Raw genomic sequence first — 22,413 nt, forward strand, 5'->3', positions numbered from 1 at the left:
AGATAAAAAGGCTCTGTCAGTTTCCTGACGGAGCCTTTTGTTATAGGTTATTTATCAATTTTTATAGCATAAGGGCTATTTATTCATTTTATCTTTCACAGCTTTTGCGAATGGTTTACCGCCATCTACAGCGGTGTAGTGAATATGAATATTGATATCTTTTAACCGCCACACAGGAACAAGCCCCGGATAATAAAATATGTTATCGATCACATCCTGATCAGGGAATTCCAGTGTCCAGGTGGAAATAGCGCCTGTACCTTCGAATGGCAGGTAACGGTCATCATCAAACATCAGGGTATATAGCCAATTTTCTTTCGCCACACTGCCATCATCATCACTCAAAGAAGAAAGAGCGATTTGCTGTTGAGCGCGCAGATTATTAACCACATTTTTGCTGTTACCTGCTTTCCTGTTTGGATCATAGAGCCAATTAACTCCGTCCATATCCGGATGGGTTAAGGTAGAACTACTGGTTTGGGTCAGGATCGCACTAATCTCTGATGACAGGACAGAGCCAAGATTCAGAGTATCCAGAGAGATTGAGACGGAAATCCGTTTAATCTGACGCAGATAATGGCCGGGATAATTGTCGTCAAACAGTTTTGGATTCAGGGTAAAGCTGATGGATTGTTTATTATCGATCTGTTTTCTTAACCCGCCGCTCGTTAGTAGTGAACTGAGGGAGACCGTTTTCTTAATATTCAAACGGCGCTCATTGCGCTGTAACCATGTGTTTTCCATTTGCAGCAGATCCAGCTGTAATGATTCCCCGGCCAGTAGCCCACGATAAGAGTCGTTCCATGCCGTCGTTTTGATAAAGCCCTGACGTTTGTAATCTCCGACTTCATAGCGCCAGCTACTTTCTGCCATCAGACACATGGATAACACTGCGTCATAAGCCGGAGCATACAGGGCAGCAAGACGCCCCATCAGCCATTGGTAGGTGGGAACGATCAGGAATCCGGTGGTCATAAATTCATACAGCTCACGGGCTGTGGATTGCTGAGCCTGAGCTTCCCGCAGAGCAATCTGGGCACTCTTAATTAACAGATCCTGCTCTTTCAACTGCATCTCAATGATATTGATTTCACTTTGAGCCTGCTTGTATTCAATTTCCCAATCCTGACGGCGACGTTGGTAATCTGCACCGTCCTGCAACCTTTCGGCGGCAATATCTAATCCTTCCGCAGTAAGTTGTGCGATGATAGCCGCAGTGGTGACTGGGGCCGAATATTTAGCCCCTCCCATTGCCATACCAAAAATGTTGGGGACAACTTCTAGTGCGGCACCAGTAACGTAGAAAGGAGCGGCAGCCAGTTTGGCAACTTCTGACATGGTTTTCATGCTGATGGCGGAGATTTCCAAAGAAGAAAGGTTTTCTTCATACAGGTTGTGATAATGATCATATCTCTCCTGAGCCATTTTCTTGCTTTCTTCCAGTGTTGCCTTACCCATTTGGGCCATCTGGACAGCCTCTTGTTGCAGTTCAATGGCAAATTCAGACAACCTAATCAATTGTGATTGTTCCAGTACCTCTTGCTCTGCATTGACTTCGCTTTCTGTAGCCTGAAGTAATCGGTGCCCCATATCAGTAAGCTGTTTCACGGCATCACTGGCGCGTTTTAACATGATTGGGAAGCGATATGGCGGAATTTGCTGCTGCATGTTGCTGAGGGTGCTGGTGGCATACCCTGTATTTCTCTGCGTTAAATTATCTGGATTGGCAGCACTGGCATAAAGTGACAACGATGATGCTTTGCCATCAATTGTCAGCCCATGACGCAGGTTATACAGTCTATTTTTCAGTGTTTGCTGGAGTTCGATGAGTTGGGTATTGAAAGGGGATATAAATAAGCTATCAATAGCTCGCACATTCTGTTTAAAGCTCGTTTTTATCTTGTCCAGAGTCACAGGATACCAGCGCGTTGCATCCATGCCTTCCGGTAATGCCCCGAGCAATTGCTGCGCCTGTTGGTAAAGTAAACCGGCCTCGTTGAGGCTGTCTCTGGTCAGTTGCCGATAAAGGTAATCTCCCTCCTGCATCCAAAGTTTTATGAGGTATTGGAATAGGGATTTCTGGTAATAGACAGGCTGGCTGTAAGCGACTGTATCCGGATCAATCTCGTTGAATGATGATGGAAGATTACTGCCACTTTCAATAATGGGGCGAGAATTCCACATCCGAATGCCGCCATAAGGGTCAAACAGATAGTTGATAAACCAACGGCGGGAATCGTAGAAACGTTGTTCGTCACCGAGCCGGGCTGAAACCAGATAAGGGAGATGGAAGAACAGTTCCCAGAAATATTGCCCATTAGCCCCGTTAAAATCGACTTTGGTTAGTGATGATTTGTCATCTAAGGTGGGTTCGGGTAATGATTGGGAGTCCCATGCCAGAACTCGTTCTATGGATTGGGTGGCTCGTGAGACCAGTTGTTTGCCAAATAGTGTGTTTAATCTGATGGCAGTGGAATTGAATCCTAATGTTTTGATATCGAGATATTGTGCCTGTTGTTTGCTTCGCTGCAATGTGATGGAGGGAATTTTGTCGCTTTCTCCGATAGTGACCTCGTATACATTCTCGACAAATCTTGAGGTGTCTTCTGGATTATTTTGATCCAACATAAAAATTGAACCTAATATAAAATAATATTTTTTAGTGTCTGGCTTAAGAGAAAATGGTATTTCTCCCGTTGATGCCTGACCATTAAGATATACTTCTTGGCCAAATAGTGATTTTTCTTGTGGATAAGTTCCCATAACAAAAAAAGATTGTGCAAACTTTTCATTTTTAGTCTGGTATTGCTTACTGGCGATAGAAGTATTGTTTCCCTCAATTGAGATTGAGAGTTTCTTGTCACTTTTAGCATCCCATTGAATGCTTTTTTGGAATACTTTCCCGCTAACCCATGAAAGATCACAACTTTTAATAATTTTATTTTCTTTCCACTCATTGGGTAATAACTGGAAAAGTTTTGTTTCGCCATAGCTTATAGTGAATACTTCTGTTGGGGTGTTTTGCCCTTTCCATTGAAAATTAAAGGTTTTAAGACCTGTGTCACTGGCCGGTATTTGAGCTTCAATATGAATGTCATCAGTATTGATTACCCATTGGAGTTCTTTGGTAGGGAGTTTATTGGAATTAACTGACGCAGCCTGATTATTAGTGTCAAACTTGATTAGCGAGTTCTTACCCATTAATAGAAGTTTGGTTTTCGTTGGGTCTAATCTGACATCTAAAGTCAGAATTGGAGATCTAAATGGCTTAAGACTAAAGAAGCTATGTTTGGTTTTTGCCTCAATTTCTTTAACAATTACAAATTTCTCTGTACCAGCATAATGATGTTGTAAGGTATCAGGATTGTTAAACAGTTTATACCACGTTTCGACAATCTTCCTTTCATCATCAAGCGTCTTTTTATCTACTAATAATAAATCTCGTAGCTCCAGATAATAATCTTTGTTTTTTACCCATGCGCTGCTGTCTTTTTCTTTGGTATCGTATAACAGAACGCCCATCCAGGGATCTTCTTCACGTTGTACGTCTACCATTGCGATTAGAGCGGGCTTGTATTTTTCATCCTTCAAATAATGGTTTTCATTATCAGGGATCCGCTTACCGTCTTTAGTTGGATATTCACCGTTAGCATCGGTGCCATCCAGACGGAATAATTCGTTGGGTGCACTCCATTCACCGTTGCTTTGCTTGAAAGTAAATTTTACGTTGATAGCACGGTAATCCGTTGGTTTTTGATCGGCTCCCATGAGAGGTGTGGCTTCACGTTCAACCCAGATAGCATATTGGCGACCAGAAATTACAATGGGCCGGATTGCCAGCAAGGTGCCTGATAAAGACAGGGTGATTTTTTCCCATTCACTCCAGGCTAGTGGGCTAATGATGTTATTGCTGTCACGCAAACTGATATCAAGCGTTCGCCAGTAATATTCCACTGGTTCAGAATTGTTTTTGCCAATAAAGTGGTAGCGATCACTCGTGGGATCTGTGCCATCAATATAGCCACTGATGAGTTGAAGATTACTGATCCGTTCAAATTCGGTGAGATAACGCAGAATAGCTGTTTGCAGCATATCGTTATTTAAACGGGACTGGCCCAAATCATTTTCTAAATCGTTAAATGCCTTTGTTTTACGTAACCTGCGAGTCGGGTCAATAAAGTTTTCCGGGAAGTTTCTTTGTCGTTGCCAAACCTGCCAGTGGCTATACTGACTCAGATAGCGATTCCAGTATTCAATTCTTTCATCAGTAATGGGAATGGCATCATAGCCCATTTCCAGATGAGAAAAGAGCCGGAACAAATAGCGTTGCAAACTGGCGATAGCGAAAGCTACCCGGCTGGTATCAACTTCTGCGGCAACCTGTATGTCAGTCAGAAAATAGTTTGAAAGGTCTTCAATGGTGACGATATCTGACAATGAATCATCAGAAGGTGCCCAGCGTCGTAAAAGGTAATCTACCAGTGCATCACGCCAGAGCTCATTGAGTATACCCTCTGGCCGAGATTGATCTTCTGGTTTAATGGCTGCAAATAAGGCACTACTGACCTGATGCCAGTGATCATAACCGGATGCGGTGCTCAGTTTAGCCACATCTAATAGCGGCTGAACTGACATTTCACTTTTCTCTGCTAGTGTTTTTAGCCGCATCACGTTACTGATGCCGACAATGTTTTGTGCCACTTTCGGCGCAAAGTATTGTGTTACGCGAAGGATTTCTTTATCTGACCAGCCTATCAATTCAGCCAGATTGGCGGCTGCCTGTTCTATGCTCCAGACATTTGTGGCAGATGAATTCTGACCGATTTGGTTGGCCTGACGCAGGTAATAAATAACATCGTCTTCCGTTTTATTCTCAGGTAATAAATTCAGCCAGTCGCTATAGCGGCTCAGGCGATGAAGGAAGGTCAGATCAAGAGCGCGGAGTTTGCCATCTTTTTGCAGTTTGAACCAATCCGGATGGTCAATCAGGGTTTCTATACTTTTTTCTGTCAGTTTGAATATATTGCAAATCGCGGCGTAACGGTTGAGATCGTACCATGCAGCAACGGCTTTATCTTTGCGTTGTTGCTCACCTAAATTGCGGGACAGTGCTATGGTATTACGCAGAAAATCAGCTTGTTTGTTGTTTGTCCAGCGTAATAGCGGTAGGGAAAGTGTATTATCAATGCCAAATACATGGTTAACGGCGTTAATAATGAGATCTTGCTGAGCAATAAACGCATTGGTCAGTAACGTTACCAGATTTTGCGTCCAGATATCCCCCTGTTGTTTCCATGCGGCTTCCTGAGCCAGATCTTTGAGTATTTTATTCACTTCATTGAACAGGGCTTTTTCGCTCTCCCCGCTAGTTGAAATTACACTGTCCAGAATAATACCGAATTGTGTATCCACCAGTTTGGCGAGCGCAGTCATCCAAATGACGGATGTGTTTTTTGCCTGAAAGCCCTGCATGGCAGAAGCGATTTTATCTTCACTCAGCATGGCATCATTTGCACTGGGAATAACGGATCTGATTTTTTTAATCCAATCAATATTTTCAATATCAGCAGAGGTATTGCTGCCGGACTGATAAGGCATCAGTAATAGGTTAAGGGACAAGGGGGATAGATTATGCTGCTTAATCCATTGCGTGGCATTCATAACAGCGATAAGTACATCGAGAATATCAATGGCTTTAGCGTCCTTAGCTAATACCGGAATACCTGCCAGTTGTTGCAGATAGTTCGGATTATCGCGGTTCAATAGCAACAATAGACCTAAACTTTCTTTCACTGACATGCGCAATATGCGGGGTATGGCAACCAGACGATACAGTGCGGAAACCACATCCAGCGAACGTTTGGGCTTGCTCAGATTCTGTGCCTGCATAACGAAAGAAAGTAATATCTGGCAGGTTGCATCATCAATATTCAACCCCCGGCATAACTGGTTGATAGTCAGTGCATCAATACCTTCGGTCGCGGCGGGATCAAATTCTTTATCATCCAGAACCAGCACAAATGAAGAAGATGCCTGTTGTGACAATCCCGGAGCATTGAAAAGCTGATCAAAGAAAGAGAGTTTATTCTCAAGAGAGTAGGGGGTTACTTGGCCGATAAAAGCGGCAAATTGCTCTGCACTGACGTTATATTCCTGCTGAAAATGCAGAAATACCCCCAACGTGCGCAGAGTTGCTTCTGTTATTAAAAACTCAGTCTGTTTTTCTGCTTTACTGGCTGTTACCAATAATAGATCTAGATCTTCATAGCTGAGTTTTAATGCTTTCTGGATATGAAGGAAACGCTGGATACGGTCAAAGTTATCGTTACTGGCTTCTTTAATCCGGATAACATCTTTTGCCGTGTCTTTATCTTTTGTTTTTTCCAGATAGAGAGCAGGGGCTTTACCTGCGTTGATATAGGAAGCGGCATAGTTGGCCCCGGAGGGAAATTGTTTATCCGCATTATCCGGTTTAGTGACGTTACTGGAGTAGGTGACGATACTGTGAGTCTTGGTTTCTTCGGCGATTCCGTTAACCGCAAACAATGATTCTGCTTCCTGAGAAGTCAGGCCGGTTTGTTGAGTGAATATGGTGAGACGCTCCAGAGATCCTGCGGCTTTGATTGTATCTCCTTTTAGGCCGTAATATTTTTCGAAGAAATCTTTTTGGCTGCTTTGTGATTTTTCCAGCAATAATGCCTGAAGTTTCGGTGCCAGTGTGCTGCTTATCATCATTGCTGTTTGCAGCGAGTCAGCACTCAGATTGTCATCGATAAAATTGGGATACTTGCTGTCAGCCCGTTGGATCAAATCTAGTAATGGGATCTCTTTTTTTGCCAGTACGGTTGTAGTTTGCTTTAGCGGAAAGTGGAATGGCAACGAAAGCGGGTAATGAATATCAGCCAGAGAATGCGTCAAAGGCTGATTATTATTGATATGATTTTTGACTTTTTCGGCCAGAGCTTCAATGACGAGTGGTAACAGGCTGCTAGTCTGATTGAGGTTAGTACTATCAAGCAATAATTTTTCGATATCAGTCCGCCGTTGGCTGAGAAAACGGGCACTCTCTTTGTCTGCGTCTTTTTCAAACATCTGAATCTGTTGATATAGCTCAACCAGATAGGCTAACGGCCCGTCATTGGCTTCGGGTAAACCCGGAAAACAATAAAGATCCGGATTATCGTTAAAGAGTGTCTTATAACTAATCTGTGAATTTATATTATTTGCCATACATGATTACCTTTGAAATAGAAATTCGATTAAAAGAAAACGGCACTTCTATTTTTCATAACACCTTTCTCATAACATTAAGTTATGTTTCTGGTGCTATTGAAACGGCTACACTATGGCCTGTTATTGTGAGCTATCCAGCCTAAAATATATTCCGGATCTGATCGTTTATTAAAAAGTTATTTTATTTCAATGGGAGTTTTAAAAATTGAGTTTATTGAATAAATCATAAAGGGGTTATCAGGGGAATATCGCGATTGTGGGTATTAATTTTTAAATAATAATAAATATGTTTATTTGTTATTTTTAATAAAGTGAATGCTTTTGTGTATGCTCAGTATAGTGAAAAAATGGGTATTAAAGATGGTTGTCTCCAATACCCCCTTTTTCATAAATTTATATTATTAATTTCTATTATTCAGATAAGTAATCAGCGCTGCTGTAAACGGAGTCTTAACACATTTCATTCAGGTATCGTTGTGCAAAAAATAACGCACTGACATTTCTGGCTTCGTTGAAATCGGGGTGTTCCAGTAGTGACATCATGTCTGCTATAGGCCAGCGGATCTGTACCAGTGGCTCCGGCTCATCTCCTTCCAGAGCTTCGGGGTATAAATCCTGTGCAATCACGATGTTCATTTTGCTGGAAAAATAAGAAGGCGCCATCGTCAATTTTGTCAACAATTCCAGTTTGTTGGCACCTAATCCTACCTCTTCCTTTAATTCACGATTAGCCGCTTCAAGAATACTTTCTCCTGCATCAATCGCGCCTTTAGGAAAACCCAATTCATATTGTTCAATACCTACGGCGTACTCACGTATCAGAAGTAAGTCATCGCCAATTACCGGAATAATGAGAACCGCTTCATGATTGGTAGGTTTCATTCGTTCATAAATACGTCTGGCACCATTACTGAATTCAAGATCGACGGACTGGATGTTGAATAAACGAGAATGGGCAATATTACTTATATTCAATATTTTAGGCTTTTTCAGTTCAATCATGCTTGCCCCTGATGGTTGTTGCGTATTTAAACTTTGCTTTAATATGGCTGATTATGTTAGTAAATGATAGCGATTATCGCTTGTATGTATTTTTGTTATGGTTCTACTTTGCAGAAAATGCTGTTTTTTGTGAATTGGTGTGAGAAAATTTATATAACATGTTGTAAATAAAATTAAAAATAGAAGGCGAGAATAGGAATAACCTGATTCTGCGGGTTTCTTTCGATTGTTATTTTGTCAGTTTCTTACTGCTGTCATGGGCGTGGAGAACAAATGAGCTCACTGGTCATTATATTGGCTATTTTTATTATTAGCCTGACTATAATGGCTTCCTTTCTGACTTTCAGATGGAGGCGGTCTGATAACGCGCGTTATATGTCATTGAAGACTAACACAGTCAGTCGTAAGTTGAATGCAGTCGAATTTCAAGTTATTGAATCTTATTTGAAAAATATCCTACCCCAGACGAAATTAGACAGAAGCTACGTATCCGGCTATCCGGTATTTCCCATCAGGGATAATAACGTTTATACCATCAGTCATACTATCACCCGTTTTTCTGCTGTTTCTGGGGAAACGCAGCACTGGCGTTACTATCTCGATGAAACAGAAATCTATTTTCCTGCCTTGCTTGAACCTTTTGTTAATCAGCGAAATACAATCGATATTGTTGAAACTTCTTCAATGCCGCTAGTCATTGCGGTAAATGGTCACAGTCTGACAGACTATCAGCAAGACCTGCTGGTTACACCGAGTATCAAAAAGGCAGAGCACGCTTCAATTCAGAAAAACGGTAATTCGAATGCCAACCTGCTGTACCTGCGTAAAGAAACTCCGGAAGAGTATCGCCTGCGTCACTCAACAGGTATTCAGGAAGGTGTGCTGATGTGTGCTGGCTTATCGTTGTGGTTTCTGGCGCTTTTTGTTCCTTCACCATTATTGCCGTGGCTGATGCTGGTTTCTGTGCTGTTTATTCTTGCCAGTTTCTGGCCGTTTTTCAGGTTACCCTCCACACGTAATTATTTGAATATAAGCTGTTTCAGCGGCATTCTGAAACGCTGGGGGGTATTTAGTGAATTTGAGCAGGAAAACAAAAAGAACATCTCTCTTGGAGGCGTTGATCTCATTTATCCTGTTCATTGGGAGCCGTATGTTGCGCATGAACTTGATAAAAATACTGATGTAGAAATGTACTCCAATGGCCATGTTGTCCGTCAGGGGCAGCATCTTTCATTGAATGAGGAAGAAAGGCTTTACCCTTATCAACGTTACCAGAAGAATCAGATGCTGGTGGTATTTTCTATCTTAGCCATGCTTGTACTGTATCTTTATCCGCCGGTTAGTCTATCGATGCGATTAAGTTTCGCGTGGCTGCATGGTAATAACACCACAGTCATTACTGATGCCGGTGAGTTATCGAATATGCCACTGCGGGAAGGGGATGTGTTGAGGGTGAAAGGTACGGGAATGTGTTACATGCCACCAAAATCAGGGACACTGTCTTCCCCGGATGATTTTTCTTTTTTACCGTTTGATTGCCTTGGTATTTATTGGAACAATGGCAGCTCATTACCCATTCCTGAATCGGAGATTATCAATAAAGCTTCGGCGTTACTGACAACAGTGAATGAGCAATTGCGTCCTATGGAGCATGCCCGGAAATATAATCCCGCCCTGAATGAAGTGATTACTAAGTCGGGAATGATATTACTCGACAATTTTCCTCAGATTATTTTGAAGACGAATGCGCTTTGCTTCAAGGAAGGCGATTGTAACCGGCTAAAAAATGCACTTGTCAATTTAAGTAATGCCAAAAGTTGGGATGATCTCCTGAATCAGGCTGAAAAAGGGAAACTGAATGGAACTAAGGTTCTACTACGTTCTGTCAGTGCGGATGCATTAGGAAAGTTAGTTGATTCCACTGCAGCTTCATTTGTCCAGCGGGAAACGGATAGATACAGTATTCTTCTGAACAGTCCTCCACCGGGGGGCGTTTTATTGATTAGTGATGAAAAGCGTCCATTAGTTGAATATCCTATTTCATCGTTTTTTACTTATGATTCCAATGCATTGCAGCAATGGCATGATTTATTGCGGCAAGCGGGAATGCTGACGCATGTACCATTTGAAACGAAAGGCATCGTAACGGAGTTATCGGAAGATGCAAATGGCACCCGCCATATAACGCTGCACAGTGAGCCTGATTCTATAACACTGATTCGTTATCTGGGTAGCTGCCTTTTTCTGGCGGTAATTATGGCGACGCTGATAGTCAATGGGATACTGACTATCAAGAAAAAACAAAAAAACAGGCAGCGTTTGCTGCGGATAAAACAGCACTACGATAGTTGCTTCAATGTGAAACAACCACCAATGAATTAGCGATAATCCGGTGGGCTATGCTACCCTGAACCTGTTTTTTGTCATCTCCGATCAGGTATTGTTATTACACATTACCCGTTAATATTTACCCGTTAATATTGAAACAGAGCAATCAGAGAGAACAATCATGCCTAATTCAGACAACGATCAAGCTGTTCGCCTTGATAAGTGGCTGTGGGCAGCCCGTTTTTACAAAACCCGTTCCACTGCGCGTGACATGATTGATGGAGGAAAAGTCCACTATAATGGTCAGCGTGGAAAGCCGAGTAAACTGGTTGAGTTGAATGCTGTCATTAAACTGCGTCAGGGTAGTGATGAGAGAACAGTCACCGTTCTGGCCCTCAGCAGCCAAAGGCGTGGTGCTACAGAAGCCCAGCAGCTTTATCAGGAAACGGAAGAAAGCATTATTAAACGGGAAAAAATGGCGTTAGCCCGTAAAATGAATGCACTAACGATGCCACATCCTGATCGTCGCCCGGATAAGAAAGAGCGGCGTACACTGATTAAGTTCAAGAATACAAAATTAAATGAGTCGGGACATTCCTAACAAATTTCGAGTTGCTTCGCGCTGCCAGCAAAGCGGCAGCTTGAAAGATAAAGGGAATAACCGCCTCAGTGAAATGAGAGAGATTTATGATCAAGCATGACCAATTACACCGCTTTTTATTTGAAAGTCATTCTGTCAGGGGTGAACTTGTTACCGTCAGTGAGACTTACCAGCGGATGTTGGAAAATCACGATTTTCCTCAACCTGTACAGCAGTTGCTGGGTGAATTGTTGGTCGCAACCAGCCTGTTGACCGCTACCCTGAAATTCAACGGAGATATTACCGTACAAATTCAGGGCGACGGGCCGGTTAAGCTGGCAGTTATCAATGGTAATAACCAGCAACAAATGCGTGGTACTGCCCGTATTGATGGTGATATTAATGCTGAGAGTAGCCTGCGTGATATGGTTGGTAATGGTTATATGGTCATTACAGTTACGCCAACAGAAGGTGAGCGCTATCAGGGGGTTGTAGCGCTGGAAGGAGAGACGCTGGCGGAATGTCTGGATGCTTACTTCAGGCAGTCAGAACAGTTACCAACCAGATTGTTTATCCGCACAGGTGTGCAGGATGGCAAAATGGCGGCGGGTGGCATGTTATTGCAGAGCTTGCCGAGCGCGCAAGCCGGTGATGTTGATATGCTTGACCATCTGGTTCAGCTCACGACAACCATCAAAGGTGAAGAGCTGTTTACACTGGATATCAAAGAAATTCTGTATCGTCTTTACCATGAAGAAGATGTCACTCTGTATGAACCTCAGCAGGTTGAATTCCGTTGTGGCTGTTCTCATCAACGTTGTGCCGATACTCTGGCAACTTTACCAGAAGAGGATCTGCGAGATATTCTGCATAAAGATGGCAAAATTGACATGGAATGTGAATTCTGTGGAATGCATTATATTTTCGATGAAAAAGCGATTAATAAAATAAAAGAAGTGAAGTAATAATAATTATATTGATTGTATTTATGTATTGATTTTGGAGGGCGTATAAATACGCCCTTTTTATTATTAAAAATTTTTTGTTTCGTGTTCTGTGTCTCATATAACACTAAAAAAAATAATAAGATTTCAATTTTTTGATAACAATCGCGGTTAATTAGTCATAATTATTTATTATTTCCGGCTGAGACAGAGATTAAATCTAACTGATCAGGAGCAATAAATGAGCGTTACAGGCGTTACTGCGCAGGAGCTTGCGGTTTATGGTATTCGTGATATCAGCGAAGTTATCTATAACCCAAGCTATGAATTGTTATTTTCTGAAGAAACTAAATCCTCTTTACAGGGATATGAGAAAGGAACATTGACCAATCTTGGCGCTGTCGCAGTAGATACTGGGATTTTTACAGGGCGTTCTCCTAAAGATAAATACATTGTACGTGATGAAGTGACTCGCGACACAGTGTGGTGGGCCGATCAGGGAAAAGGTAAGAACGATAATAAACCTCTCAGTCAGGAAACCTGGTCTCATCTTAAGGGATTAGTTACTCAGCAGCTTTCAGGCAAACGTTTGTTTGTAGTCGATGCGTTCTGTGGCGCGAATGCGGATACCCGCCTGAAAGTGCGTTTCATTACGGAAGTGGCATGGCAGGCTCATTTTGTCAAAAACATGTTTATCCGCCCTTCGGATGAAGAGCTGATCGACTTCACGCCGGACTTTATTGTGATGAACGGTGCTAAGTGCACGAATCCACAATGGAAAGAGCAGGGCCTGAACTCTGAAAACTTTGTTGCTTTTAACCTGACAGAAAGAATGCAACTGATCGGTGGTACTTGGTATGGCGGTGAGATGAAAAAGGGCATGTTCTCAATGATGAACTACCTGCTGCCACTGAAAGGTATTGCTTCCATGCATTGCTCTGCTAACGTGGGTGAGCAGGGTGATGTCGCTGTTTTCTTTGGTCTTTCCGGTACAGGTAAAACCACGCTTTCCACTGATCCGAAACGTAAACTGATCGGTGATGATGAACATGGCTGGGATGACGACGGCGTATTTAACTTTGAAGGTGGTTGTTATGCAAAAACCATCAACCTGTCGAAAGAAGCCGAACCGGATATTTATCACGCTATTCGCCGTGATGCCCTGCTGGAAAACGTCACTGTGCTGGCAGATGGCTCGGTTGATTTCAACGACGGTTCTAAAACAGAAAATACCCGCGTTTCCTATCCTATCTACCATATTGAAAATATCGTTAAGCCGGTATCAAAAGCCGGACACGCAACTAAAGTTATTTTCCTGACGGCTGATGCTTTCGGTGTATTACCTCCTGTTTCCCGCCTGACGCCAGAACAGACTCAGTATCACTTCCTGTCAGGTTTTACCGCTAAACTTGCCGGAACTGAGCGTGGTGTAACTGAACCAACGCCGACTTTCTCGGCATGTTTTGGTGCGGCATTCCTGTCGTTACATCCGACACAGTATGCTGAAGTGCTGGTGAAGCGCATGCAGGCATCCGGTGCAAAAGCCTATTTGGTTAACACTGGCTGGAACGGCACAGGCAAACGAATTTCTATCAAAGATACCCGCGCGATTATTGATGCAATCCTAAGTGGCGATATTGAAGATGCAGATACCGTCGAATTGCCGATTTTTGACCTGACTGTCCCAACGACATTGCCGGGCGTTGATAGCGGTATTCTTGATCCACGTAATACTTATGCGGATAAAGCGGAATGGGATGTTAAAGCCAAAGATCTGGCTGAGCGTTTCATTAATAACTTCGACAAATATACCGATACCGCCGCTGGCGCTGCATTGGTAAAAGCTGGGCCGAAGTTGTAAGAGTTTCAGACTATCTGCATTAAATAAAGTGGGAGAACGATCCCACTTCAAGTTGTTAACAAACCCCGTTGAAAAACTAGCGGGGTTTATCACTATGACGTTTCTTACTTTTTGGAAGAGTGATCAATTAGGCGGCAGATCAAACAATAAGATTTCACTCTGTTGATTTGCGGTTATCTGAATGTCGGATTCATCCCTGATAGCGATACCGTCGCTAATCCCTGCTTTTACACCGTTGACATCGATTTCGCCGCGAACCACTTGAAGCCAGATTTTTCGCGGTTTTTCTATATGATATTCGTACCTTTCACTACGTTTCAATGTATGACGCCATAACGTCATATCTTGAAATATCTTTAATGAGCCATCACGGGCATCAGGTGAAAGTATGAGCTGGTGGTTTTTTTCCGACTCAAAGCGGCGTTGTTCATAGCGGGGTGTCAGACTATTTTCTGCTGGCATAATCCAGATTTGGTATAAGTGAAGAGGATTATCATAATGTGGATTATATTCTGAGTGGCGAATACCAGTACCCGCGCTCATTATCTGAAACTCGCCTGCTGATATTTGGCCCAGATTTCCCATATTATCCTGATGCTCTACTGTACCGGACAGAACATAAGTCAGAATTTCCATATCATGATGAGGATGCATGCCAAATCCTTGACCACCATCAATCAGGTCTTCATTGATGACTCTTAGGGCAGAGAAGCCCATGAAGTTGGCATCATAATAATGTGCAAATGAAAAAGTGTGCCAGCTATCCAGCCAGCCATGATTAGCGTGGCCTCGTTCTGAAGCCTTACGTAGGTAAATCATCTTCAAAATCCCTCAACATTTTTTCATAGTCTAGTTGATGGAATTAAATATGAAATATTAGAAATTTAATATTAACAATCAAAAATTTTGAATAATAAAAAGAGGATATTAAGGATAAAAAAAAGCCAACATTAAGTTGCTGGCTATAAAGTAAACACTGGAAGCAATGTGAGCAATGTCGTACTTTCACATGACCCTGAAGGTGGTGCACTGAAAGTGTTAATAATGATAATCGTTCTCAATATCATTTGTAAAGTGTTTTTTTGACCAAAATTAGATCCTGATCGGCTTTCTGGTCAGAACCTTGACGAATTCAGTTAAGAAAATGGCAGGAATAAGTGAACATAGAGTAGCTTGATGGCGAGCCTGTAAATTAAATTGTGTTTAGGTCATTCAAATGACAAAAGGAAGATAAATGCTGCCTAAACTGCCTCCATCTATTGACTGTTTTATCGGCAACTCAGCTTTAATCCCAGATAAAATTGGTGAATCTCCTTGTCGTGTTTACAGCTTCATACGCGGGAATGATCGGTTTTTTCTCAAATACTCGCCTTCTGTTTATGCCAATACGACTTACAGTGTCATGCGGGAAGCCTCAGTACTGAATTGGCTGGCTGATCGCCTGAATGTCGCGGAAGTTGTCTGCGTGGCAAAAAATTCAGGAGGTGAATTTATGATCTCCCGCGCTGTTCCCGGTAAGCCATTATACGAACGGCTCAATGCTGGGCAGCCGGTACTGGAACTGTTTCACGAAGCTGTCCGCCAGATGCAGTCTGTGCCTATTGTTGATTGTCCGTTTGATTCTGGAGCCGGGTTTCGTCTCAATGAGCTTGAGTATTTTCTGAATCACGGTTTGTGTGCTGAGCAATATGATCTTGAACAGTGGCCGGGGATAACGACTCCACAGAGTTTGCTGAAGCATCTGCATGCCACTTTACCCAGTGAGGAGCGAGTGTTTTCCCACGGTGATCTCTGTGACAGCAATATCTTCGTTGATGAACATGACTATCTGTACTTTATTGATCTTGGACGGGGAGGTGTGGCTGATCGCTGGCTGGATATTGCATTTGTGCATCGTAACTTGCGTGAAGAGATTTCAGTGAATATAGCCGCAGAGTTTCTTACTACGCTTGGCGACTTTGATAACGTAGCCAAGCGTGAATTCTTCGAACAGTTAGACGAGCTGTTTTAACCCGGAATCAGTTCACTTACGCGGGGTTGTCGTGAATGCCCTGCCGTTTCTCCCAATTCCATTTGGTAGAGATGCTGTATGCTGATATCGGAAAATTTATAGGGCGTTGGTTGGTAACCCCGTAGCCAGAGCAAAAACCACCCTTCTTGGGGGTCAGGGCAGAGTCCGGCAAAGCGGAATCCGCCTTTTTGCAATTGTGGGTAGAACTGTAGTGCTTCTTCATTAGCCGGAAGTTTCAGATAGATTAACTGATTAGCCGGGTAATCTATGATCTCAGATAAGAAGTCTGGATCAGCTTCATATAATGTGATCTCCAGACGTCGCCCTTTTATCTGGGAAGTTGCGTATGCACTGGAAGTAAAAGGGGTACAGCCTTTTTGTTGTTGAACAGGTGATGATTCACCAACATATCGGCTTATCTGGTTAGCCCAGTTCTGCCAGGATTGCGGCCAATTCAGTTTAGGCAATGGAAACGATTTCAGTGGCAAAATACCCTGAACAATGCTTTCTGGTTCCGGTAACCCAAAGGGAGAATCGACATAATCCAGCATCAACGCAGTTGAATAAAAGCCCAGATTCTGGGCTAAATACTGACTTTTCATATGCGAACAAACTTGCTTTATCGTCAACAAACAATATTGCTGCTCTTTCGCATAGTGGCATAAATAATTCCCCAAAGAGGTGGCAATACCTTTGCCCTGAAATTCTGGGTATACCGCAACCAGCGCCAGCTCTGCCTGAGCCTGCTGAACCGAATCCTTCACAAGTGATGCATGGCCAATCAGCCGCCCCTGAGAAAAAGCCAGAGCGGAATACCATTTTCCTGTAGTCTGATAATCCTCTATCAATTTGGGTAGATAGATATCAGGGTAGACATACGAATCACCGTAAATATCACGGAATAATTTGCTGATATGTTTACTGTCACCTGATTGGTAGCTGCGGATCTGAATAGCAGAATCTAAAATAGCTGAAGGAAAAGTAGTCATAAATTTGATCCTTCAATTATAACTACGCAGATCCACAACCCGCTGCAATTTGCCTGAACGCGGGTGGGTATACATTGCATCGATATTGGTTTGAACAATCTCCAGCATATTTTGCCGGAAATGTGCTGTGTTCAGACCCGGAAATGCCAATAGCATATTATGGCGTATTTTCTCGATATTAACGGGTTCAGGGCTGGCCACCAATAATTTGATTTTGTCTTCTGACTCTTCCTGAGATAGTACCAATTGCCAGGCGAGTAGTTCGGTCTGCGGTGACAACTGGGTTGCTAAGTCATCAGGAAATAAGGAAAGATCACCCACTCTGATCCGGTAACCCTGATTGGCGCGCCCCTGAAGTGCAAACTTACGATGAGTCTGCTCAGGTTCACACCAGCAGGCCAGATCGCCGGTCGGATAGCGGAGTACCGGCATTAGTTGCCGTTGTAGGTTGGTAACCACCAGCATTCCCCGATGCCCCGGTTCCGTGATGGGTTCATGAGTAATTTCATCAATAATCTCAATAATAGTCTCTTCACTGAAAACCCGATGTTCTCCCGGCCCACATGCGGGATCAGCAAAGCCGATTAACCCGCCGTCAACACTGGCACAGCCTACGGAGCCAAAGCGAGCCTGCGGGAAAACCTGCCGCATTGCTGCGATTTGCCCTTCAAACAGGCTCTCGCCACCAAACAGAATGGTTTCTACCATTGGCAGAGTCTGCCCGTTTTCTTTCAGATATTGAGCAAAGCGGATGAGCTGGACGGGAACGCCCGCCAGCACATTGATATTGTGATGCTGAATGTTGTGAGCCAGCAAATTGTCATCGACCTTACAAGTGAAGGGAAACTCCACAATAGGTAATGATGAGTTAGACAAAGCACCATGAATAAACAGTAAACTGGTATAAAGATCGCCCGCAAAAAACAAATTGGCGACGCGATCTCCCGGCTGGAGTTGACGGGCAACAGCTTTGCCAAAAGACTGGATAAATGCTTTCCACTCTTGCTGGCTGAAAACCGACAGCCGACCATCACTGGTTGAGCCACCCGTTTTAAACACATGCCCCCCTTCCAGTGGGGCGGTAAGCACCGGCCACGTTTGTAAATTTTCTGAGCCGACCCAGTAATTGCCGGGTTCGACTAAGGGTAAATCTTGTAGCGTCCAGTTATCAGGAACGGACTTGTAGAGTTCCCGATAATAAACAGAATGCTTACGTACATGATTGAACAGATCAATTAACGCTATGCTTTTCATGATATTCGCTTCACTTAATCAGGATTTACGTAAGTCAATGAACAATGGTGCTTTTCCGCTATGAGCATTTCGGCGAAATTCTGATACTGGGCAAAATGTAACATCCAGATTCAACATTCCACCGTCGATAACTTCCTTAATTTTTGAATTCTGCTCCAGATCCAATAAATATTGGCGGACTGTGGCAACATCAGGATTTTCAATCAATAACTGGATACCACCGATACCTTCTTCGTTGTGATCGATTATCCATTGCACAGGCGTTTCCAGCTGTTCTGACAATTCAGCCAGATTGATAAAAATACTGCCGACACGCAGTAAAGCACCATTACGTCCAACAAGTCGGAAACGAGGCGTAATTAGGCCACAGGAACAAGGTTCAGTGATCCAGTGCCCGAGATCGCCTAAATCATAGCGCTGGACGGATTGCGCCTCGCGGTGGCGAGAGGTAAATATCAGGCGACCGGTTTCCCCTTCTGCTACGGGTTTATCATCATGAATGTTAAGGATCTCCAGCCATTGGGTATCAGCCATTAAATGGAAAACACCATCTTCGCTGGCGGTACATCCGTGGCCTAATGGGCCTGCATCTACTGAACCGTAGGCTGCTGAACGTATCAGGGTGATGCCGAATTCATTCAGAAAATTCCGCTGACCAACATTCAGGTGCTCGCCTCCCAAAAACAGTTTACGAACTCCGCCATATTGGCGCAGCTTGTCGGCTTCACTCAGGAATAATCGGTGTATCGTGCTTGGCATCCCGACCAGTGTATTAATGCGTTCCTGTATGATTAAGTCCGCTATTTCGCTGAAATCACTGTCAGTGGGGCCGCCCATCGGATATTGAGCGACATCCAGCTTATCCAGAATCGTGAAGAAACTCATCATGCCGCCATATAGCTTTCCGCCGTACAGCAGGTTCATGACCCGGTCTGTAGCAGGCTCAAGCCCGCAAGCGAATATCCCGTCAGCGGCGGACTGCATTTGTGTGTGATAATCGGAATAGCTGTAAGCCGCCAGTTTTGGTGCTCCGCTGCTGCCTCCGCTACGGAAGTACAAACGGCTTTTTTCGTTTGGAGTCAGTGCCTGAAAATCTGCCTTATTCATGACTGGCAGGTTATCCAGCCCGTATGGACGGGAGGGAGGAGTATTCAGATGCGCACAGCCATCCAGCGTACCCGCAGGCAGGCTGACAGAAACCCGCTTAGCAAGGCGTGACAATGCATAAACGCCATCGTGCGGCTCACCGCTATAGCCATTGTGCATCTGACCGGCAGAGGCTATGCGGCTGACTCCCGCAGCGAACAGAGCATGGCTCATTTCAGCGATATCTTCCTGACGGGTAATCAAAGCACAGCTTTGGAGATGATTACGCCACGGGCGCAGAATAGAACATAATTGTTGACGGGGTGCCGGGCGTAACTGTAATGAACGGAACAGGGGAGAAGCAGCCAGCTCCTGCTCATGTCGCCATACTACCCGCCATCCATCGTTTTGCCAGAGTTTGCCATTTACCGGAGCGAAGGCGAAATCGAGGTGCTGAAATGCCATCTGAGTGGTAATTTCAGCGGATTCCTGTACATCTGCCTGCAATGCAGGGTGCAATCCAGAACGACGTTCAAGAGCAGCGGCCATACGTTGCCCGATATTCTGCAAAACGGCCGGATCATCACTATCAACCAGCAGGCATTGCGGACTGGAACAGGCTTGCTGGTCATAACAACAAATATCATCTGCCAGCGCATCCAGTTGAGCATCATCGACTACATCAGGGTTCAGCCAGGCAAAACTGATACGGTGTCCCCAGTCTATCCAGCGGCAGCCGGCTGGCAACTGGCTACGAATGGAAGATAAGGCAGAATCTCCGCCCCAGGCAGAAACCGCATCAGCCTGACTTAACAATGCTCCCAGCTGTGTGGCTGGTAACGACAGAACAGCGACGCGATCAGCTAAATCACCGGAAATGTCATGAGCAAGGAACGCATGCAGAAGTTGTTCACTAAAGCCTTTATCACTGCTGCTCGGACGTAGCCAGTTAATATTGCCGACCAGTAAACTTTCCAGCACAGCCATAAAAGGAAGCAGTGCAGCATTGGAAGGTGTGATATGGACGACCAATCCCAGTGGCTTCCATGACTCATAGCGGTTTTGGTTATAATCGAACCGGCGCAGGGAGAATGCGTCTTTTCCCAGTTCTCGCTCCAGCTTAGCCTGTAGCGCTTCACGCTGACAGAAAGCAATTAATGCTTCACGTGTTTTAGCATCAAAAAGAGGGTGATCATCCATATCGGCAAGATGATCGGCAAAGCGTTGTGCACACTCAAGCACCTGTTCCGCAGTATGAGGCCGTGCCAGAAGCTCTGGTAAACGGGCACTTAATTTTGCAATTTTTTGTTTTGCCAGCTGTTCTACAGAAAGCGGCTCATTAATATTTTCTATGGAAGACATCTCAGGCCTCTTTTATCAATTCTGAAGCGGCAATAGCACAACTACGACTTTTGCTGGTACCAGCACGACCAAGCAACTCAAACCAATCAGTATCCAGCTCACAGCCACACTGACTTCCGGGATGCAGTACCGCCAGATCACTCATTACGATGCTGTGCGCCGGGCTGGAAGTGATAAAAGGAGAGACGAAGTGCAGAAAACCCGGTTCGCCATAAGGCTGTCGTGACATATTAGCGGTATGACGGATATAGACCTGTGAGTAGACCGGAACATGGAAACGATGATGAGAACACTCCATATAAGGCACAGGATGTTCAACGGAACCGTATCCATCGCGACAGCGGACATTCGGGATACCTAATTGTTTTTCCAATCGTTGGTACAGTTCTTGTTTAGAAATTGCTTTATCGGAATGTGTTTTCCAGCCGCCACCCAGAGAGAGCAGGGAATCCGGATGTAATTTCAGTGGGGGTAGCCCCATTTGCTCCATTCTTTGCAGGGTAAACCACAGGAAAGCCGGAAAGCCGAAAATACGCACTGGCAGCCCTTCTTCAGCAAATTCCTGTAAGGCTTTAATCGTACCGAAAGGATCGAACTCATTACTTTTTCCGTTATGACGCAGGGCATAGTAGGAGCGGTTTACCGGTGCATACTTACACAGAAACTGATCGGTATAAGCGGTTCCCAGAGAAATGGCTCCGGCAGGTTCATAACTGAGTAGAAGATAATTGCAGGGTTGGTCAGGTGTATTCCAGCCATAATAATTAAAAATACGATCCACCATATTCTGCGCAGCCGTAATACTTCGGTTGTCATAGTGCATACGGCTTTTTTGTCCGGTTGTGCCTGAGGACGTTAACTCCAAAGCATCTACCGAGCTGTTGCTCACGATCAAATTACGTTTGAAATAATTGGCAAAAAGAGGTGGCAGGGCTGACCAGTCATCCATTGCCATTACAGATTGTTTATTCAAACCATTATTTGCCAGCCACTGTTCATAGCCCGGAGTATGCTCACAGTGATATAATGTCAGTTCACGCATGGCATCATTAAATAACGCATCATGATCGGCACAGGCACGATAAGGATCTGCTAAAGCACATAGCGCTTTAACATGGGTTAAGTTTTGCATAGTTAAGACTCATTTTTTTGAACAGAACAATCTTGGGATCCATGTCCCAATAAAGGTTAATAAATTTGTCTGCTCATATTTTGGATGTAATGATTTCTAATAGATTTATTTCGTTACCCGATATAAATCATTTGTACTAATAATTAATCCCTGAGGCTTTGTTGAAGAATGATGTTGGAAGGTTCTGACCGTTTTTAAAGTTATTTTTAAACTATCTTAATTGGGTTTTTGACTGGGTAAACGTACTTTATCCAGTTTTATAGTTTGTTGTCAGTCCTAATTTGCCGCGCATTATTCCAAATAGAAATATAATAATCAATCTGTTTTTCTAATGTTTAACTCTGAATCATACAGAATCTTGTATCAATATTTGATATACCTATTTCATTATTTATTCCTGCCCGGAAGAAATAGCATTTTTAAATAATAGGAGGAGTTTTAGTATTAATTGAAAGGTCTATTTATAATTGAATATATTAATCGCAGAAGTTTATTATTTATATTTTCTGTATGAACTAATATCCTCGAAATATATTGTGTATACAACTGTCAGTATCACAAAAACCATACTAGACTCAGATCCAGCATTTTGTTGGTTATTTCACGGATGATTAAACCGTCGTCACGTTTG

Annotated in this window: 12 protein-coding genes; 5 read left to right on the forward strand and 7 right to left on the reverse strand. The window is 43.6% G+C overall.

The features are described 5' to 3' along the window. Window positions 1-75: 75 nt before the first annotated feature. A complete protein-coding gene (locus Xsto_RS09300) occupies window positions 76-7,230 on the reverse strand; it encodes a Tc toxin subunit A-related protein (RefSeq protein ID WP_099124881.1) in 7,155 nt (2,384 codons plus the stop codon). A gap of 453 nt (window positions 7,231-7,683) precedes the next feature. Further along, window positions 7,684-8,235: an ADP compounds hydrolase NudE gene (gene nudE / locus Xsto_RS09305; protein WP_099124882.1), complete on the reverse strand. Its 552-nt coding sequence runs from the start codon at window positions 8,233-8,235 to the stop codon at window positions 7,684-7,686. Window positions 8,236-8,508: 273 nt separating this feature from the next. Between nudE and Xsto_RS09310 the strand changes: the two genes are divergently transcribed. From Xsto_RS09310 to pckA, 4 genes are all read left to right on the forward strand, one after another. Next, window positions 8,509-10,617 carry an IgaA/UmoB family intracellular growth attenuator gene (locus tag Xsto_RS09310; RefSeq protein ID WP_099124883.1) on the forward strand — a complete coding sequence of 703 codons (2,109 nt, stop codon included), beginning with the start codon at window positions 8,509-8,511 and terminating at the stop codon, window positions 10,615-10,617. Between the two features lie 127 nt (window positions 10,618-10,744). After that, window positions 10,745-11,164 carry a ribosome-associated heat shock protein Hsp15 gene (gene hslR / locus Xsto_RS09315; RefSeq protein ID WP_099111038.1) on the forward strand — a complete coding sequence of 140 codons (420 nt, stop codon included), beginning with the start codon at window positions 10,745-10,747 and terminating at the stop codon, window positions 11,162-11,164. 86 nt (window positions 11,165-11,250) lie between these two features. After that, the gene (hslO, locus tag Xsto_RS09320) at window positions 11,251-12,108 is read left to right on the forward strand and encodes an Hsp33 family molecular chaperone HslO (protein WP_099124884.1); all 858 of its coding nucleotides are present in this window, start codon (window positions 11,251-11,253) and stop codon (window positions 12,106-12,108) included. 220 nt (window positions 12,109-12,328) lie between these two features. Next, on the forward strand, window positions 12,329-13,948 hold the full coding sequence (gene pckA / locus Xsto_RS09325; RefSeq protein ID WP_099124885.1) for a phosphoenolpyruvate carboxykinase (ATP): 1,620 nt from the start codon (window positions 12,329-12,331) through the stop codon (window positions 13,946-13,948). 123 nt (window positions 13,949-14,071) lie between these two features. On the opposite strand, the gene Xsto_RS09330 is transcribed toward pckA, so the two are convergent. Beyond that, entirely contained in the window at window positions 14,072-14,767 is a 696-nt protein-coding gene (locus tag Xsto_RS09330; protein WP_099124886.1) for a pirin family protein, read from the reverse strand. Window positions 14,768-15,182: 415 nt separating this feature from the next. Here Xsto_RS09330 and Xsto_RS09335 point away from each other — a divergent pair, with 415 nt between their 5' ends. Then, window positions 15,183-15,959, forward strand: a complete 777-nt coding sequence (locus Xsto_RS09335) for an APH(3') family aminoglycoside O-phosphotransferase (RefSeq protein ID WP_099124887.1) — start codon at window positions 15,183-15,185, stop codon at window positions 15,957-15,959. Here the strand turns inward: Xsto_RS09335 and Xsto_RS09340 are convergent. Genes Xsto_RS09340 through Xsto_RS09355 form a run of 4 tightly spaced genes read right to left on the reverse strand, consistent with a single transcriptional unit; the run spans window position 15,956 to window position 21,782 of the window. Further along, window positions 15,956-16,948, reverse strand: coding sequence for a GNAT family N-acetyltransferase (locus Xsto_RS09340; RefSeq protein ID WP_099124888.1), 993 nt, complete (start codon window positions 16,946-16,948; stop codon window positions 15,956-15,958). The genes Xsto_RS09335 and Xsto_RS09340 overlap by 4 nt on opposite strands. A 12-nt stretch (window positions 16,949-16,960) precedes the next feature. Next, window positions 16,961-18,202 carry a phenylacetate--CoA ligase family protein gene (locus Xsto_RS09345; protein ID WP_099124889.1) on the reverse strand — a complete coding sequence of 414 codons (1,242 nt, stop codon included), beginning with the start codon at window positions 18,200-18,202 and terminating at the stop codon, window positions 16,961-16,963. An 18-nt stretch (window positions 18,203-18,220) separates the two neighbouring features. Beyond that, window positions 18,221-20,650 carry an acyl-CoA reductase gene (locus tag Xsto_RS09350; RefSeq protein WP_099111031.1) on the reverse strand — a complete coding sequence of 810 codons (2,430 nt, stop codon included), beginning with the start codon at window positions 20,648-20,650 and terminating at the stop codon, window positions 18,221-18,223. A 1-nt stretch (window position 20,651) separates the two neighbouring features. Then, window positions 20,652-21,782 carry a LuxE/PaaK family acyltransferase gene (locus tag Xsto_RS09355; RefSeq protein ID WP_099120428.1) on the reverse strand — a complete coding sequence of 377 codons (1,131 nt, stop codon included), beginning with the start codon at window positions 21,780-21,782 and terminating at the stop codon, window positions 20,652-20,654. Window positions 21,783-22,413: the final 631 nt, after the last annotated feature.

Source organism: Xenorhabdus stockiae (genome assembly GCF_002632825.1).
Taxonomy (GTDB): domain Bacteria; phylum Pseudomonadota; class Gammaproteobacteria; order Enterobacterales; family Enterobacteriaceae; genus Xenorhabdus; species Xenorhabdus stockiae.

Excerpts from the sequence above, each read along its gene's own strand:
- Xsto_RS09335 (WP_099124887.1), top strand. The coding sequence starts at position 15,183 with ATGCTGCCTAAACTGCCTCCATCTATTGACTGTTTTATCGGCAACTCA.
- Xsto_RS09330 (WP_099124886.1), bottom strand. The coding sequence starts at position 14,767 with ATGATTTACCTACGTAAGGCTTCAGAACGAGGCCACGCTAATCATGGC.
- Xsto_RS09310 (WP_099124883.1), top strand. The coding sequence starts at position 8,509 with ATGAGCTCACTGGTCATTATATTGGCTATTTTTATTATTAGCCTGACT.
- hslO (WP_099124884.1), top strand. The coding sequence starts at position 11,251 with ATGATCAAGCATGACCAATTACACCGCTTTTTATTTGAAAGTCATTCT.
- Xsto_RS09345 (WP_099124889.1), bottom strand. The coding sequence starts at position 18,202 with ATGAAAAGCATAGCGTTAATTGATCTGTTCAATCATGTACGTAAGCAT.
- hslR (WP_099111038.1), top strand. The coding sequence starts at position 10,745 with ATGCCTAATTCAGACAACGATCAAGCTGTTCGCCTTGATAAGTGGCTG.
- Xsto_RS09355 (WP_099120428.1), bottom strand. The coding sequence starts at position 21,782 with ATGCAAAACTTAACCCATGTTAAAGCGCTATGTGCTTTAGCAGATCCT.
- Xsto_RS09350 (WP_099111031.1), bottom strand. The coding sequence starts at position 20,650 with ATGTCTTCCATAGAAAATATTAATGAGCCGCTTTCTGTAGAACAGCTG.
- Xsto_RS09300 (WP_099124881.1), bottom strand. The coding sequence starts at position 7,230 with ATGGCAAATAATATAAATTCACAGATTAGTTATAAGACACTCTTTAAC.
- pckA (WP_099124885.1), top strand. The coding sequence starts at position 12,329 with ATGAGCGTTACAGGCGTTACTGCGCAGGAGCTTGCGGTTTATGGTATT.
- Xsto_RS09340 (WP_099124888.1), bottom strand. The coding sequence starts at position 16,948 with ATGACTACTTTTCCTTCAGCTATTTTAGATTCTGCTATTCAGATCCGC.
- nudE (WP_099124882.1), bottom strand. The coding sequence starts at position 8,235 with ATGATTGAACTGAAAAAGCCTAAAATATTGAATATAAGTAATATTGCC.